The sequence below is a fragment of the Curvibacter sp. Hmag1.1 genome (genome assembly GCF_059769165.1).
Map to the genome: position 1 here is coordinate 3,727,796 of NZ_JBMBGX010000002.1, position 15,817 is coordinate 3,743,612.

The following is a 15,817-nucleotide window of genomic DNA, read 5'->3' on the forward strand; positions in this document are numbered from 1 at the left end:
AGCGGTAACCCATAGATTGCGACCCCGCCATGACCGACAAGACGCCTGAATTTCAATCCTCCACACTGGAAGCCTGGGCCAAGGCTGCAGCCAAGTCCGCCCCCGGCGGCAATGTGGACGCGCTGAACTGGATCACGCCGGACGGCATCGCGGTCAAGCCCCTTTACACCGCAGCAGACACCGCGGGCCTGAAGCACGCCGACACGCTGCCCGGCTTTGAGCCCTACCTGCGCGGCCCGCAGGCCACCATGTATGCGGTGCGCCCCTGGACCATCCGCCAGTACGCCGGCTTCTCCACCGCCGAAGAGTCCAACGCCTTTTACCGCAAGGCTTTGGCGGCCGGCGGGCAGGGCGTGTCGGTCGCCTTTGACTTGGCCACCCACCGTGGCTACGACTCGGACCATCCGCGCGTGACGGGCGACGTGGGCAAGGCCGGCGTGGCGATTGACTCAGTTGAGGACATGAAGATACTGTTCGACCAGATTCCGCTGGACAAGGTGTCGGTCTCCATGACCATGAACGGCGCGGTGCTGCCGGTGTTGGCCGGTTATGTGGTGGCTGCGGAAGAGCAGGGCGTGAGCCAGGACAAGCTATCTGGAACGATTCAGAACGACATTCTGAAAGAGTTCATGGTGCGCAACACCTACATCTACCCGCCCGCGCCCAGCATGCGCATCATTGGCGACATCATTGGCTACACCGCCAAGAACATGCCCAAGTTCAACTCGATCAGTATCTCGGGTTATCACATGCAAGAGGCGGGTGCCAATCAGGCGCTGGAGCTGGCCTTCACGCTTGCCGACGGCAAGGAGTATGTGAAGACTGCCATCGCTTCCGGTCTGGACGTAGACGACTTTGCCGGCCGCCTGAGCTTCTTCTGGGCCATCGGCATGAACTTCTATCTGGAAGTGGCCAAGATGCGCGCGGCGCGCTTGCTGTGGTGCCGCATCATGAAGGGCATTGACGCCAAGAACCCGAAGAGCCTGATGTTGCGCACCCACTGCCAGACCAGCGGCTGGAGCCTGACGGAGCAGGACCCGTACAACAACGTGGTGCGCACCACCATCGAGGCGATGGCCGCCGTGTTTGGCGGCACGCAGAGCCTGCACACCAACAGCTTTGACGAAGCCATCGCGCTGCCCACCGAATTCAGTGCGCGCATCGCCCGCAATACGCAGCTCATCATTCAGGAAGAGACGCACATCACCAACGTGATCGACCCCTGGGCCGGCAGCTATATGATGGAGAAGCTGACCCAGGACATGGCCGACGCCGCTTGGAAGATCATTGAAGAAGTGGAAGCTATGGGCGGCATGACCAAGGCCGTGGACAGCGGCTGGGCCAAGCTGAAGATCGAAGCCGCCGCTGCCGAGAAGCAGGCGCGCATCGACAGCGGCCAGGACGTGATCGTGGGCGTCAACAAGTACAAGCTCAAGAACGAAGATGTGATCGAAGCCCGCGACATCGACAACGTGGCCGTGCGCGAAAGCCAGATCGCCCGCCTCCGAGAAATCAAGGCGAAACGCGACTCCGCGCTCGTGGAATCTGCGCTGGCTGCTATCACTTCTGCAGCAGAGTCCGGTACCGGAAACTTGCTGGACTTGTCCATCAAAGCGATCCGCCTGCGCGCGACGGTGGGCGAGGTGAGCGATGCGCTGGAGAAAGCATTCGGTCGCCACCGTGCCGACACCAACAAGGTGAGTGGCGTATACGCAGCCGCCTACGACAGCGCCCAAGGAGACACCATGGAGTACTGGAACGCCCTGAAAGCCGACATTGCCAGCTTCGCAGACAAACAAGGCCGCCGCCCCCGCGTGATGATCAGCAAGCTGGGCCAGGACGGTCACGACCGCGGCGCCAAGGTGGTTGCCACCGCGTTTGCCGACCTGGGTTTTGATGTAGATATGGGCCCGCTGTTCCAGACCCCCGAAGAGTGCGCTCGCCAGGCGATTGAAAACGACGTGCACGCGGTCGGCGTATCGACGCTGGCCGCAGGTCACAAGACACTGGTGCCCGCCATCATCGCCGAGCTCAAAAAGCAGGGCGCGGACGACATCATCGTTTTCGTAGGCGGTGTGATTCCGCGCCAGGACTACGACTTTTTGTACGCCGCAGGCGTCAAGGGCATCTACGGCCCTGGCACGCCGATACCGGTGAGTGCGCGTGATGTGCTGAGCCAGATTGAAAAGGCACTCGGGTGACTCCTGAAGCCGTGCAGGCCGGTCTGCTGGGGGGCGAGTCCCTCCTGCAGCGCCGCGCTATCGCCAAAGCCATCACCCTGCTGGAGTCCACCCGTGTGGACCACCGGGCGCAGGGCGATGCGCTGCTCACCGCGCTCTTGCCGCACACCGGCAAGTCGTTCCGCTTGGGCATTAGCGGCGTGCCGGGCGTGGGAAAAAGCACCTTCATTGAAGCGCTGGGCTTGTACCTGATTGGCCAAGGCCACCGCGTGGCGGTGCTGACGATTGACCCTTCCAGCTCGGTATCCGGCGGCTCCATCTTGGGTGACAAGACGCGAATGGAGCATTTGTCCATGCACGAGAAAGCCTTCATCCGCCCCAGCCCGTCCAGCGGTACGCTGGGTGGTGTGGCCGAGAAAACGCGCGAGGCTATGCTGGTCTGCGAGGCGGCGGGTTACGACATCGTGATCGTCGAGACCGTGGGCGTGGGCCAGAGCGAGACAGCGGTGCAGGGCATGACCGACATGTTCGTGCTGATGCAGTTGCCCAATGCGGGCGACGATCTGCAGGCCATCAAAAAAGGCGTGATGGAGCTGGCTGATCTGGTGGTTATCAACAAGGCCGATATTGACGCCGATGCCGCCACCCGCGCGCAAGCCCAGATCACCTCCAGCCTGCGTTTGCTGGGCATGCATGGCAACCCGAATGACCCGCACAGCGACAAGCACTGGGCCCCCAAAGTGATTTCACTGAGTGCGTTGCTGGGGCAGGGGGTCGACACCTTCTGGAAAGCCGTGTGTGAATTCCAGACCCTGCAAAGCGCCAATGGCTTGTTCAGCCAGCGCCGCCAGAACCAGTCGCTGGCATGGATGTGGGAGCGGATTGACGCAGGCCTGAAGCAGGCCTTCAAGCAAAACCCGGCGGTGCGCGAGCAGCTGCCTCAGCTCACCGCAGCGGTGCAGGCAGGTCAGTTGGCCGCCAGCACTGCAGCACGAAATCTGCTCTCAGCGCTCGAATTCACTGCGCAAGCAGCTCCTAAATAGATAGCAAATAACTCCCCATTTTCTGACCTGAAGGAAGACAAGCATGCAAGACATCCTCGTACAACTGGAAGCCAAGCGCGAGCTGGCCCGCATGGGCGGTGGGCAAAAGCGCATCGATGCGCAGCACAAAAAAGGCAAGCTCACAGCGCGCGAGCGCCTGGAAGTGCTGCTGGACGAAGGCACGTTTGAAGAGTGGGACATGTTTGTCGAGCACCGCTGCGTGGACTTCGGCATGGACGAGCAGAAGATCCCCGGCGACGGCGTGGTCACCGGCTACGGCATGATCAACGGCCGCCTGGTGTTTGTGTTCAGCCAGGACTTCACCGTGTTTGGCGGTGCGTTGTCTGAGGCGCATGCCGAGAAGATCTGCAAAGTGATGGACCAGGCCATGAAAGTGGGCGCCCCGGTGATTGGCCTGAACGACTCGGGCGGTGCCCGCATTCAGGAAGGCGTGGCCTCTTTGGGCGGTTATGCCGATGTGTTCCAGCGCAACGTGATGGCCAGCGGTGTGATTCCGCAGATCAGCATGATCATGGGCCCTAGCGCCGGTGGCGCGGTGTACAGCCCGGCCATGACCGACTTCATCTTCATGGTGAAGGACAGCTCTTACATGTTCGTCACAGGCCCCGAAGTGGTGAAGACCGTCACGCACGAAGAGGTGACCGCCGAAGAGCTGGGCGGCGCACTCACCCACACCACCAAGAGCGGCGTAGCCGACTTGGCGTTTGAGAACGATGTGGAAGCGCTGCTGATGCTGCGCCGCCTCTACAACTACCTCCCCCTGAGCAACCGCGAAAAGGCCCCGGTGCGCAAGAGCGGCGACCCCATCGACCGCAAAGACCTGAGCTTGGACACCCTGGTGCCGGACAACCCCAACAAGCCCTACGACATGAAGGAGCTGATCGTCAAAACCGTGGACGATGGTGACTTCTTCGAGATTCAGCCCGAGTACGCCAAAAACATCATCATCGGCTTCGCGCGCATGGACGGCCAGACCATCGGCATCGTGGCCAACCAGCCGCTCGTATTGGCAGGTTGCCTGGACATCAAGAGCTCTATCAAAGCCGCGCGCTTTGTGCGCTTTTGCGATGCTTTCAATATCCCCGTGGTCACGTTTGTGGACGTACCCGGCTTCATGCCTGGTACCAGCCAAGAGTACGGCGGCATCATCAAGCACGGCGCCAAGTTGCTCTACGCGTATGCCGAATGCACCGTGCCCAAGATCACGGTGATCACCCGCAAGGCCTACGGCGGCGCGTATGACGTGATGGCTTCCAAGCACCTGCGTGGCGACGTGAACCTGGCTTGGCCCAATGCCGAAATTGCGGTGATGGGTGCCAAGGGCGCGGTGGAAATTATCTTCCGCGAAGACAAGGGTGACCCTGCCAAGCTGGCCGCCAAAGAAGCTGAATACAAAGCCCGCTTTGCCAACCCCTTTGTGGCCGGCGCGCGCGGCTTTATCGACGACGTGATCCTGCCGCACGAGACCCGCAAACGCATTTGCCGTTCGCTGGTCATGCTCAAGGACAAGAAGCTGGAAAACCCGTGGCGCAAGCACGGGAACATTCCACTCTGATCGCCGAAGAACAAGAAAAGGACAAGCACCATGTTCACCAAAATCCTGATTGCCAACCGTGGCGAAATTGCCTGCCGCGTGATTGCCACTGCCAAGAAAATGGGCATCAAGACGGTTGCCGTCTACTCCGATGCCGACAAGGAAGCCCGCCACGTAGCGCTGGCGGATGAGGCCGTCAATATCGGCCCCGCGCCCAGCCGCGAGAGCTATTTGCAAGCCGAGAAAATCATTGCCGCCTGCAAACAAACCGGCGCGCAAGCCGTGCACCCCGGCTACGGCTTTTTGAGTGAGAACGAAGCTTTTGCCAAGCGCTGCGAAGACGAAGGCATTGCCTTCATCGGACCCAAGGCGCATTCCATTGCCGCCATGGGCGACAAGATTGCCTCGAAGAAATTAGCCAACGAGGCCAAAGTCAACACCATCCCCGGTTACAACGACGCGATCAGCGGCCCAGAGCAAGCGGTGGAGATTGCCAAAGGCATCGGCTACCCCGTGATGATCAAGGCCTCGGCCGGCGGCGGTGGCAAGGGCTTGCGCGTGGCCTTCAACGACAAAGAGGCGTTTGAAGGTTTTGCCAGCTGCCAGAACGAAGCCCGCAACAGCTTTGGCGATGACCGCATCTTCATCGAGAAGTTTGTGCAGGAGCCCCGCCACATCGAGATCCAGGTGCTGGGCGACAGCCATGGCAATGTGATCTATTTGAACGAGCGCGAGTGCTCCATCCAGCGCCGCCACCAAAAGGTGATTGAAGAGGCGCCTAGCCCCTTCATCAGCGACGCCACCCGCAAAGCCATGGGCGAGCAGGCGGTGCAACTGGCCAAGGCCGTGAAGTACCAGAGCGCCGGCACCGTGGAGTTTGTGGTCGGCAAGGACCAGGACTTTTACTTCCTGGAAATGAACACCCGCCTGCAGGTAGAGCACCCGGTGACGGAATGCATCACCGGCCTGGATTTGGTGGAGCTGATGATTCGCGTGGCCGCGGGCGAAAAGCTGCCGCTGACGCAAGCCGACGTGAAGCGCGACGGCTGGGCCATTGAGTGCCGCATCAACGCAGAAGACCCGTTCCGCAACTTCCTGCCATCCACCGGCCGCCTGGTGCGATTTGCACCGCCAGAGCAAACCATGTGGCAGGGCGACACCGGGCACTTGCAAGGCGTGCGCGTGGACACCGGTGTGCAGGACGGTGGCGAGATCCCCATGTTCTACGACTCGATGATTGCCAAGCTCATCGTGCACGGCAAGGACCGCAATGACGCGATTGCCAAAATGCGTGAGGCTCTTAACGGCTTTGTGATCCGCGGAGTGTCCAGCAACATTCCGTTCCAGGCCGCGTTGTTGGCCCACCCCAAATTCGTGAGCGGTGATTTCAATACCGGCTTTATCGCCGAGAACTACGGCAAAGGCTTCTTTGCCGAAGACGTGCCGCATGACGACGCAGCTTTCCTCACCGCGCTGGCCGCCTTTGTGCGCCGCAAGTCGCGCGAGCGCGCAGCGGGCATGTCCGGCCAGTTGCCGGGCTACGCCGTGGACGCAGGCAAAGACTATGTGGTGGTCACGCTGGATGCTGCGGGCAACAACAGCTACACCGCGGTGCATGTGGACGAGTTTGAAGGCGAAACAGGCTCTGCCCAAGTGCGGGTGGGCACGAGCAGCTATGTTATTCGTAGCAGATCACGCCTGAACGACATTGCCATCACCGGCACGGTGAACGGCAAAGCCTTTACCGCCCAGGTGGAGCGCGGCACGCCCAAGAACCCGCTGGCACTGCGCGTGCAGCACAACGGAACCCGCATCGATGCGCTGGTCATGTCTCCGCGCATGGCCGAGCTGCACAAGCTGATGCCACACAAGGCACCGCCTGACATGAGCCGCTACGTGCTCTCGCCCATGCCCGGTTTGCTGGTGGATGTGGCGGTGGTGCCCGGCCAGAAGGTGCAGGCCGGTGAGCGAGTGGCCGTGATCGAAGCCATGAAGATGGAAAACGTGCTGTTTGCCGCCGCCGATGGTGTGGTGGGCAAAGTGCTGGCTGCCAAGGGTGAGAGCCTGTCGGTCGACCAAGCCATCGTGGAGTTTGTATGAGCCAGCGTCCGTTCAAGGTCCTCGGCATTCAGCAGATCGCCATTGGCGGCCCTGACAAGAAACGTCTGCAAACCTTGTGGGTGGATATGCTGGGGCTGGAAGTCACGGGTACTTTCCAAAGCGAGAAAGAAAACGTGGACGAGGACATCTGCGCCATGGGCTCCGGCCCGTACAAGGTGGAAGTTGACCTCATGCAGCCCATGGACCCCGACAAGAAACCTGCGGTGCACACCACGCCCTTGAATCATGTGGGCCTGTGGATCGACAACCTGCCCGTGGCGGTGGAGTGGCTCACGGCCAAAGGGGTGCGTTTTGCACCCGGCGGCATACGCAAAGGCGCAGCGGGCTACGACATCACTTTTTTGCACCCCAAAAGCAATGACGAATTCCCGATTGCAGGGGAGGGTGTGTTGATCGAATTGGTGCAGGCCCCGTCTGATGTGATCGCCGCTTTGGGCTGAAGCGCCGGTATGGCACTGATGCTTGAGGGGAAACACGGGGGGCAATGCCCCCCATTTTTCTGTCATTTATTGGTGGAAAAGCGATAAAGTCAAAGCAGTTGAAGAATTTCCAAGGAACGCCCGTTATGAGCTTTGTGAAGTTTCTGTACCCCGGCATGTGGGTCATGCGCAAGATGCGCTTCGGTTCCAAGCTGGCCATTGTGTTTCTGGTGGCCTTGGTTCCCCTGTTGTTCATCGTCTGGCAATTGATTTCGCGCACCCTGAACGATGTGCAGATCACGCGCGCCGAGGTGGTGGGCGTGGAGGTGGTGGAACAAACCACGGATGTGATCCGCAATGTCCAGGCCCACCGGGGGCAAACCAATATGGTGTTGTTGGGCAATGCGGCTGCTACCGGCGCCCGCGACCAGACCCGCAGCAAGCTGGCAGAGGAGGTCAATGACCTCAAGCGCCTTCTGGACGACAAGCAGGGTATGGAGGCGCCCCCCGAATGGAAGGAGCTGCGCGGCCGCTTGGAAACCTTGGTCAAGGAGCTGGACGGCAAAGATGCCCCGCAAGCCTTCGGCTTCCACACCGCGCTGGTGGAGGACCTGACCCGCTTTGTGTACGGCGTGGCTGACAAGTCGGGCCTGCTGTTCGACCCGGACCCCCAGACCTATTTGCTGATGGACATGTCGGTCTCCCGGCTGATCCCCTTGCGGGAACAGATCGGTCGCTTGCGCGGAACCGGTGCCGGCTTTTTGAGCAAACCTGAGCTGACCGACGATGCCATCGGACGGGTGAACCTGCTGGCAGGGGCCCTGAGCGCTTGGGCCAAAGATGTCGCGTATTCCCAGCAAATTCTTGCTTCCGCCGGTTTCAAAAATGCCAGCGGGGAGGCCGCACAAGCTGCAGTGGCCAAGTTCGTAAGCTTGTCCAAAGAGCGCTTCAAGGCGGGTGCGCCCGGTGGGGATTCTGAAGGCTACTTCGCCTCGGGCACCCAAGCGATTGAAGCTATCGGCGAATACCATAAAGCCGTGAATCAGGCCATGGTGTCGCTGCTGCAGGAGCGGGAAAAATCTCTCAACCGCACCTTCTATCTGCTGATTGCCGGCAGCGTCATCGCCACCTTTGTCTTGGTGTATTTGATGCTGTCCTTCAACATCAGCTTTTTGTCGGACTTGCGCCAAGTGCTGCGTTTCATGGAACAGACGGCCAGTGGCAATTTGCGACACAAGGTTCTGATAAGAGGCGACGACGAACTGTCCGACATGTCGCACGCCATGGACGTGATGGTGAACAACATCTCGGTCATGGTGGCCAGTGTGCGCAGCAACTCGGCGTTGGTGGCTAATTCCGGGGACGCCTTGGTGCTGGGCAACCGCAGCCTGTCAGACCGCACCGAGCAACAAGCCGCCAATCTGGAAGAAACCTCGGCCAGCGTGCAGGAACTGGCTTCCACGGTGAAGGACAACGCCAATGCGGCGCAGGAGTCCGATCGTGCGGCCCAAGGGGTGCGCACCACGGCCGAACAGGGCGCCGCTGGCATGAACCAGGCAATTGAATCCATCGAGGCCATTGAAGCCAGCACCCGCCGTATGGATGAAATCGTCGGCGTGATTGACGGCTTGGCTTTCCAGACCAACATCCTGGCCCTCAATGCGGCAGTAGAGGCCGCGCGGGCGGGCGAGTCAGGCCGTGGCTTTGCGGTCGTGGCGGCGGAGGTACGTTCCCTGGCCCAACGCTCCGCGGCATCGGCCAAGGAAATCCGCCAGCTCATCACCACGTCTACCGCGCAGGTCGCGGCGGGTGTGCAGCAAATACGTACGGCTGGCAAAAACATCACGGCCATTGCTGACGGAGTGCGTGGGGTCGCGGGCAATATGTCCTTGATTTCCGCGTCCAGCGCGGAACAAAGCGCCAGCCTGGCGGAAATCACCACCGCCATCCGCCAGTTGGATGAGATTACCCAACAAAACGCTTCCATGGTGGAACAGGCGGTGAACCAAGCGACCGCGCTGCAGACCCGCGCCAGCGTGTTGGCCGATGCGGTGTCGGTGTTCAAGCTGCAGCAGGGGTCTGCGGACGAGGCGCGTCATTTGGTGGACCGTGCGTTGGACTTGCGTCGCAGCAGCGGTAGCCGGGACAGCTTCATCCGCGAAGTGACGGCCCAGCACTCCGGTTTGTTTGACCGTGACATGTACGTGTTCGTGCTGGATCGCAATGGGCAGTACCTCGCATTTGCAGGCAATCAGGCCAAGGTCGGCACCCGGGTGCAGGATGTCGCCGGCATTGATGGCAATGCCTTGATCGACTCCATCATTCACCAGGCGGAAGCAAATCCGGGTTGGGTGGAGTACGAGATCGCCAACCCGCTCACCGGCCAGGTGCAAACCAAGATGTCTTACGTGCTGAAGGTAGACGATGTCTACGTGGGCTGCGGTGTCTACAAGAGCCTGATGAGCAGTCTTTGATCGGAGCCGGCAGGGTTCACCTGCCCGCTTCAACTGCCTGTGCCGGGTGTGGCTTTGCGGGCGCGCGCCCTGGCGAGGGCCGCCTCGATCACCGCCCGTTTTTTGTCCAGGATAGCCGGATCGGTGTGCTGGGAATGGGCGGGCAGGTCAGCCAGCTTCATGCGGGCTTTGGCCTCCATCGCCCGGGCATGGTCTTCCGTTTCGCGCGCTTGCCGCACCTGCCGGCTTTCGTAGCGTTGGCGAGCGTTGGCAGCTTCTTCGGGGCTCCATGCCGCCCAACCGGTACGTTCGCCGGAAACGGTTTCCACCATGATGCAATCCACCGGGCACACGGGAAGGCATAGCTCACAGCCGGTGCAGTGAGGCTCGATCACCGTGTGCATGCGCTTGTTGCTGCCGATGATGGCATCGGTGGGGCAGGCCTTGATGCACAGGGTGCAGCCTATGCACCAGTCTTCATCGATGAACACCACGGTGCGTGGCGCCTCCAGCCCGAATTCCGGATTCAGAGGAATGATGGGTTGGCCGGTGATGGCAGCTAAACGTGCAATACCCTCTGCACCGCCGGGCGGGCATTGGTTGATGGGGGCTTCACCACGTGCCATGGCGTCGGCATATGCGGCGCAATCGGGGTAACCGCAGCGGGTGCACTGGGTTTGCGGCAGTGCGTCCAGAAGCTGCTGCGCCAACGCTGGCGCAGCCTCCGGGACGGTACTCACTTGGCGGTGCTGACCCGCTTGCTTGCTACTTTTTTGGTAGCTGCTCGCGCAGTCTTGGCGGGCGCTGGAGGCACTTTTGCTTCAGAAGCCACTGCCGGGGCTGCCGCAGTGACCTTCACGGCTTTGGGTGCGCTCGCGGGCTTGTCGTGGCTCTTGATGAAGGCCTTGACCTGCGGGTACACCATCTCGCGCCAACGGCGACCGGAAAAGATGCCGTAGTGACCGGCGCCCATGGCCTCATAGTGCTTTTGTAGCGACTTGGGGACGCCGCTGCAGATGTCGTGCACCGCTCGGGTCTGGCCGGAGCCCGAGATGTCGTCCAACTCGCCTTCCACCGACAAGAGAGCCGTGGTGGTGATGTCCGAGGGCTTGACCCGTTCGATCTTGCCCTTTTCGCTTCGTACATCCCAGGTGCCGCTGACCAGCGCAAAGTCCTGGAACACCACGCGGATGGTTTCCAGGTAGTAGTCGGCGTCCATGTCCAACACGGCGTTGTACTCGTCGTAGAACTTGCGGTGGGCTTCGGCGGATGCGTCGTCGCCCTTGATCAGGTCTTTGAAATAGTCGTAATGGCTCTTGGCGTGGTGGTCGGGGTTCATGGCCACAAAGCCGGTGTGCTGCAAAAAGCCGGGGTAGACGCGGCGCCCCGCACCCGGGAAGCTGCTGGGCACGCGGTAAATCACATTGTTCTCGAACCAGCTGTGACTCTTGTTCATGGCCAGGTTGTTCACCGCTGTGGGGGACTTGCGGGCGTCGATGGGCCCACCCATCATGGTCATGGTGAGGGGCGTGGTCTCACCACGGCTGGCCATCAGCGACACCGCGGCCAGCACGGGCACGGTGGGCTGGCACACGCTCATGACGTGGCAATTGCCGTACTTGCCTTGCACGTGGCGGATGAATTCCTGCACGTAATTGACGTAGTCATCCAGGTGGAATTCGCCGTCCGACAGGGGCACCAAACGGGCATTTTTCCAGTCGGTGATGTAGACCTTGTGGTCCTTGAGCATGGTCTTGACGGTGTCGCGCAGCAAGGTCGCGTAGTGGCCCGACAAGGGCGCCACGATCAGCACCACCGGCTGACCCTTGATTTTTTCCAGGGTCGCGGTGTCATCGGTAAAGCGTTTGAAACGGCGCAACTCACAGAATGGCTTGGTGATCTCCACGCGCTCATGGATGGCGATGTCCACGCCATCGACGTCAATGGTGCGCAGGCCGAACTCGGGTTTTTCGTAGTCCTTGCCCAAGCGGTGCATCAGGTCGTAGCTGGCCGACAGGCGCTGGGCGAACGGGCTTTGTCCGGCCAGGGACAGCGGATTGCTATAGAGCTTGGCCGCTGCCAGTGCCAGATCGGAAAACGGCTCCATCAGGGAACGTTGGGTTTCGTAGAGCTGGTACAGCATGGAGAACTCGCTTTCGGGAAAATGTTGCAGTGCAATATAACAGTGTTGTCTGTTTTAGCGGTTACTGGCCTTCAGTATCCCCCGAACCGCATTGCGGCTGTGGGCCCCGAAGTTGGACAGCAACTCCGCCACCAGCGCATCCAGGCGGGATTTGGCCTCGGGCTGTGCATTGGCCAGTTCTTTGACCATGGTGACTTTTTCTTCGTTGGCGCCGAAATCAAAAGAGGGGTCGGACACAAAGCCCTCCGGCATGCTGGCCACCAGCGTCTGGGCAATGCGGTTGCCATAGCCGGCTGCTTGGGCGGAGACCACATTGCGCAAGTAGTTGTCGTACCACTCGGGATAGCTGCTGTCTTTCTCGGGGTTGCGCAGCGCCTGGTCAATTGCTGTGTCCTGCTTGGCCAATGCAGAATTCAACAGAACCTCGGCCTGGTACTTTTCCAGCGCCAGGTGGCGGTTGGAGAGCAGGGTCACCATGTTGTTTTTCATGCCAGAAAAGCCCACCATGGAGATGGCATTCACGGCCAGCAGCTTGAGGGTCGAGTCGCCGGGGGACAGGCTGGCATGGTAAGGCTGTGTCAGGTCCTGCAAGTAGTGCAGCGCCAGGCCGGTGAAGCGCCAACCCCAGTACGGGTGGCCGGTGCGGAAGGCCAATGAGGCGAGGGTGGAGTACTGGTACACCCGCAATTGCGGAAAGGTGCGTTTGATGAAGGGTGCCGCGGTGTACAGCACCTTGCTTTCGTGCATGAAGCCCATGTGGAACGGGGCCTGGCTGCCGTACACCAGCAAGGGATTGCCGAAGGGCAAGGTCCCGAAGCCGTACATCTTGCCCCATTCGGACGGGCTGTCTTCAAAGAGGTTGATGTCCAGCCCGTAGTCAGGCTCGTCGGCAGCACTGGCAACCACCGCCAGCGGCGCAACGGTGTCACCGGCCTTCAGGGGCTGAAACTTCTGGCTGGCATTGCCCAGCATGGGCAGGGTCGTTACAGCTTCAGACGGCAGGCGGGGCGCGGGGGAGACGGCAGTCTTGGGGTCCGGCTGGATGAACAGCGCGAAGCGGCTGTTCGGTGCAATGCGCAGTGCATGGGCAAAAGCGAGGCGGCGGGCTTCATCGCTGCGGTCCGGGTTCGCGGTGAACGCCAGTTTGGCAGGGCGGGGCGGATAACTTTGCAAATTTGCGGCAGCCCAGGCTTCCTGGCTGGCCGGCAGCACTTCAATGGTTTTTTCCTCGGCTTTGAGGAAAGCATCCAGCGGTTCCACCGTGACCGGAGCCGCATTCACGACCTCGGGCATCGCCTCCAGGGCCCGGTAGGCGGCCAGGGTGTGGTTACCCCAGGCTCCGGCAGTTGAAGACATCAGCCCCATCAGGGCTCCCAAGGCATAGGCCAGTTTCTTCATGCGTTTTTCTCCATCAGCGCCCGCGGAATATGCGCGGGCAGCTATCAAAATAATAGCTGCCCGTATGGGGCCTGCGCCCCGCTGTCTTGCTTAGACGACCTTGGCGATCGCCTGGCAGACGTAGTCGATGTTCTTGCTGTTCAGGGCAGCAACGCACATGCGGCCGGTGTCGGTCCCGTAGACGCCGAACTCGGAGCGCAGGCGCACCATTTGGTCTTTGGACAGGCCGGAGTAGCTGAACATGCCGATCTGGGTGGTGATGAAGGACATGTCCTTGGCCACGCCGGCGGCCTTGAGGCCGTCAACCAGCTTCTGGCGCATGGCCTTGATGCGCACGCGCATTTCGCCGAGTTCCTGTTCCCACTGGGCACGCAGCTCGGGGTTGTTGAGCACTGCAGCCACGATGGCACCACCGTGGGTGGGCGGGTTGGAGTAGTTGGTACGGATCGCGATTTTGAGCTGGCTCAGGACGCGGTCGGTTTCTTCCTTGCTGCTGCCGACCACGCTCAGGGCGCCCACGCGTTCGCCGTACAGGCTAAAGCTCTTGGAGAAGCTGGTGGACACAAAAATGTTCAGCTCAGCGGCCACAAACTTGGCGATAACAGCACCGTCCTCAGAAATGCCGTAGCCGAAGCCTTGGTAGGCCATGTCGAGGAAGGCGGTCAGCTTGCGGGCCTTGACCACAGCGATCACCTGGTCCCACTGGGCGGCGGTGATGTCGTAACCGGTAGGGTTGTGGCAGCAAGCGTGCAGCAGCACGATGGTGCCTTCTGCGGCGCTGCTCAATTTGGCCAGCATGCCGTCAAAGTTGATGCCGCCCAGACCGCCGTTGGCGCTTTGGTCGAAGTAGGGATAGGTGTCCACGGGGAAGCCGGCGTTGCTGAACAGCGCGCGGTGGTTTTCCCAGCTGGGGTCCGAGATCAGCACGGTAGCGTTGGGGCTGATTTTCTTCAGAAAGTCTGCGCCGATTTTCAAACCGCCGGTGCCGCCAATGGCTTGCACGGTCGCCACGCGGCCGCTTTTGACCACGTCGGAGTCAGCACCGAAAACCAGGCCCTTGACTGCCGCGTCGTAGGCGGCAATACCGTCGATAGGCAGGTAGCCGCGTGCAGTGGGCTTGTCCATCATGGTCTTTTCAGCCGCTTGCACGCATTGCAGCAGGGGCAGTTTGCCGTTGTCGTCGAAATACACGCCCACACCCAGGTTGACTTTGTTGGGGTTGGTGTCAGCGTTGAATTGTTCGTTCAGACCCAGGATAGGGTCGCGGGGAGCCATTTCGACGGCGGTAAAGAGAGACATGGATAAGTCCTGTGATTGGAATGTCGTGAGGGTTGCCCGTAAACGCTGTCAGCGCTGCGGGTTCTCCCTATTTTACTGGGCACCGAGCTGGTGCCTTTTCTGCGCAACTAACGCACCAAGCCCTTTGCCAGTGCACGCGTGAGTTCAGCGGCCGGCAGATTGCCGCATTGAGAGGCGTTTTGCCCGCTCCACAATGGGGAAAAGTCGGCGTTGCCAACGCTCTCTGCCTTTGCACGCAAAGGTGCAATGGCCGCGGTTGCCAACGGAAATGCGGGGGCGGCAGGGTTTAAAGGGCCGAGTTCGCGCATCAGCCGGTTCACGATGCCGCGTGCAGGGCGCCCGGTGAAGAGGGTGGTGAGCGCTGTGTGGCGGGCTTGGGGGCTTTGAAGTGCTGCGCGGTGCAAGGCCGACGTCGTGGCTTCCGGACAGCACATATAAGCGGTTCCGATTTGCACCGCAGACGCGCCGAGCGCCATGGCTGCGGCCACGCCTGCTTCGTCGGCAATGCCTCCGGCGGCAATGACCGGCACCCGAACAGCCCGCACGATCTGCGGCAACAAGGCCATGGTGCCCATTTGGGTGCCCAAATCTCCATTCAAAAAGATTCCGCGGTGGCCGCCTGCCTCCAGGCCTTGGGCAATGATGGCATCGGCACCATGCGCCTGAAGCCACAGAGCTTCATCCACCGTGGTGGCTGATGCCAGCACCCGGCTGCCCCAGCTTTTGACGCGTGCCAACAGCGTCTTGGGAGGCAACCCGAAATGGAAACTCATGACCGCAGGCTTGAAGGCCTCCACAACATCAGCAGCTTGTTCGCTAAAGGGCGTGCGTCCGGGGCCGGGCGCGATTCCGGCAAGTGAAAGCCCGAGTTCGGTGTAGTAAGGCTGAAGTGTCTGTTGCCACTGCGCTTCCCGGGCCGGGTCAGGCTCGGGCGGGGTATGGCAAAAGAAATTGACGTTGTAGGGTTTGTCGGTGAGGGCGGTGAGCTGCGTAAGCTCTTTTTCAAGCGCTTCCTGGCTCAGCATCGCCGCAGGAATGGAGCCCAAGCCGCCTGCATTGCAGACCGCGGCAGCCAGTGCGTGGCCCTGTACCCCTGCCATGGGGGCCTGAATCAGGGGGAGGGTGGTGCCCAGGAATGAGGGGTTTGGCATAGCGTCTTCCTGCGTGTGAGCGGTCTAGTCTACAGTTCCACCTTTGCCCCTTTGA

At 61.0% G+C, this 15,817-nt stretch carries 11 protein-coding genes; 6 read left to right on the plus strand and 5 right to left on the minus strand.

The features are described 5' to 3' along the window. Positions 1-29: 29 nt before the first annotated feature. The 6 genes from scpA to ACOAP0_RS18080 all read left to right on the plus strand — a co-directional run bounded on the left by scpA (position 30) and on the right by ACOAP0_RS18080 (position 9,792). On the plus strand, positions 30-2,201 hold the full coding sequence (gene scpA, locus ACOAP0_RS18055; protein ID WP_498377548.1) for a methylmalonyl-CoA mutase: 2,172 nt from the start codon (positions 30-32) through the stop codon (positions 2,199-2,201). Further along, the gene (meaB, locus tag ACOAP0_RS18060) at positions 2,198-3,223 is read left to right on the plus strand and encodes a methylmalonyl Co-A mutase-associated GTPase MeaB (protein ID WP_498377549.1); all 1,026 of its coding nucleotides are present in this window, start codon (positions 2,198-2,200) and stop codon (positions 3,221-3,223) included. Before scpA ends, meaB begins: the two co-directional genes overlap by 4 nt. Before the next feature lie 43 nt (positions 3,224-3,266). Then, positions 3,267-4,799: an acyl-CoA carboxylase subunit beta gene (locus ACOAP0_RS18065; RefSeq protein ID WP_087493582.1), complete on the plus strand. Its 1,533-nt coding sequence runs from the start codon at positions 3,267-3,269 to the stop codon at positions 4,797-4,799. 30 nt (positions 4,800-4,829) lie between these two features. Beyond that, on the plus strand, positions 4,830-6,878 hold the full coding sequence (locus ACOAP0_RS18070; protein ID WP_498377550.1) for an acetyl-CoA carboxylase biotin carboxylase subunit: 2,049 nt from the start codon (positions 4,830-4,832) through the stop codon (positions 6,876-6,878). Next, a complete protein-coding gene (locus ACOAP0_RS18075; RefSeq protein WP_498377551.1) occupies positions 6,875-7,339 on the plus strand; it encodes a VOC family protein in 465 nt (154 codons plus the stop codon). Before ACOAP0_RS18070 ends, ACOAP0_RS18075 begins: the two co-directional genes overlap by 4 nt. Before the next feature lie 125 nt (positions 7,340-7,464). Beyond that, positions 7,465-9,792, plus strand: coding sequence for a methyl-accepting chemotaxis protein (locus tag ACOAP0_RS18080; protein ID WP_498377552.1), 2,328 nt, complete (start codon positions 7,465-7,467; stop codon positions 9,790-9,792). 29 nt (positions 9,793-9,821) lie between these two features. On the opposite strand, the gene rsxB is transcribed toward ACOAP0_RS18080, so the two are convergent. The 5 genes from rsxB to ACOAP0_RS18105 all read right to left on the minus strand — a co-directional run bounded on the left by rsxB (position 9,822) and on the right by ACOAP0_RS18105 (position 15,762). After that, entirely contained in the window at positions 9,822-10,511 is a 690-nt protein-coding gene (rsxB, locus tag ACOAP0_RS18085; RefSeq protein ID WP_498377553.1) for an electron transport complex subunit RsxB, read from the minus strand. After that, the gene (locus ACOAP0_RS18090) at positions 10,508-11,914 is read right to left on the minus strand and encodes a polyhydroxyalkanoate depolymerase (RefSeq protein ID WP_498377554.1); all 1,407 of its coding nucleotides are present in this window, start codon (positions 11,912-11,914) and stop codon (positions 10,508-10,510) included. The genes rsxB and ACOAP0_RS18090 overlap by 4 nt, the downstream gene beginning before the upstream one ends. A 54-nt stretch (positions 11,915-11,968) precedes the next feature. Further along, positions 11,969-13,312, minus strand: coding sequence for a hypothetical protein (locus ACOAP0_RS18095; RefSeq protein WP_498377555.1), 1,344 nt, complete (start codon positions 13,310-13,312; stop codon positions 11,969-11,971). Between the two features lie 90 nt (positions 13,313-13,402). Further along, entirely contained in the window at positions 13,403-14,611 is a 1,209-nt protein-coding gene (locus ACOAP0_RS18100; RefSeq protein WP_498377556.1) for an amino acid aminotransferase, read from the minus strand. A 107-nt stretch (positions 14,612-14,718) separates the two neighbouring features. Beyond that, positions 14,719-15,762: an NAD(P)H-dependent flavin oxidoreductase gene (locus tag ACOAP0_RS18105; RefSeq protein ID WP_498377557.1), complete on the minus strand. Its 1,044-nt coding sequence runs from the start codon at positions 15,760-15,762 to the stop codon at positions 14,719-14,721. Positions 15,763-15,817 lie beyond the last annotated feature (55 nt).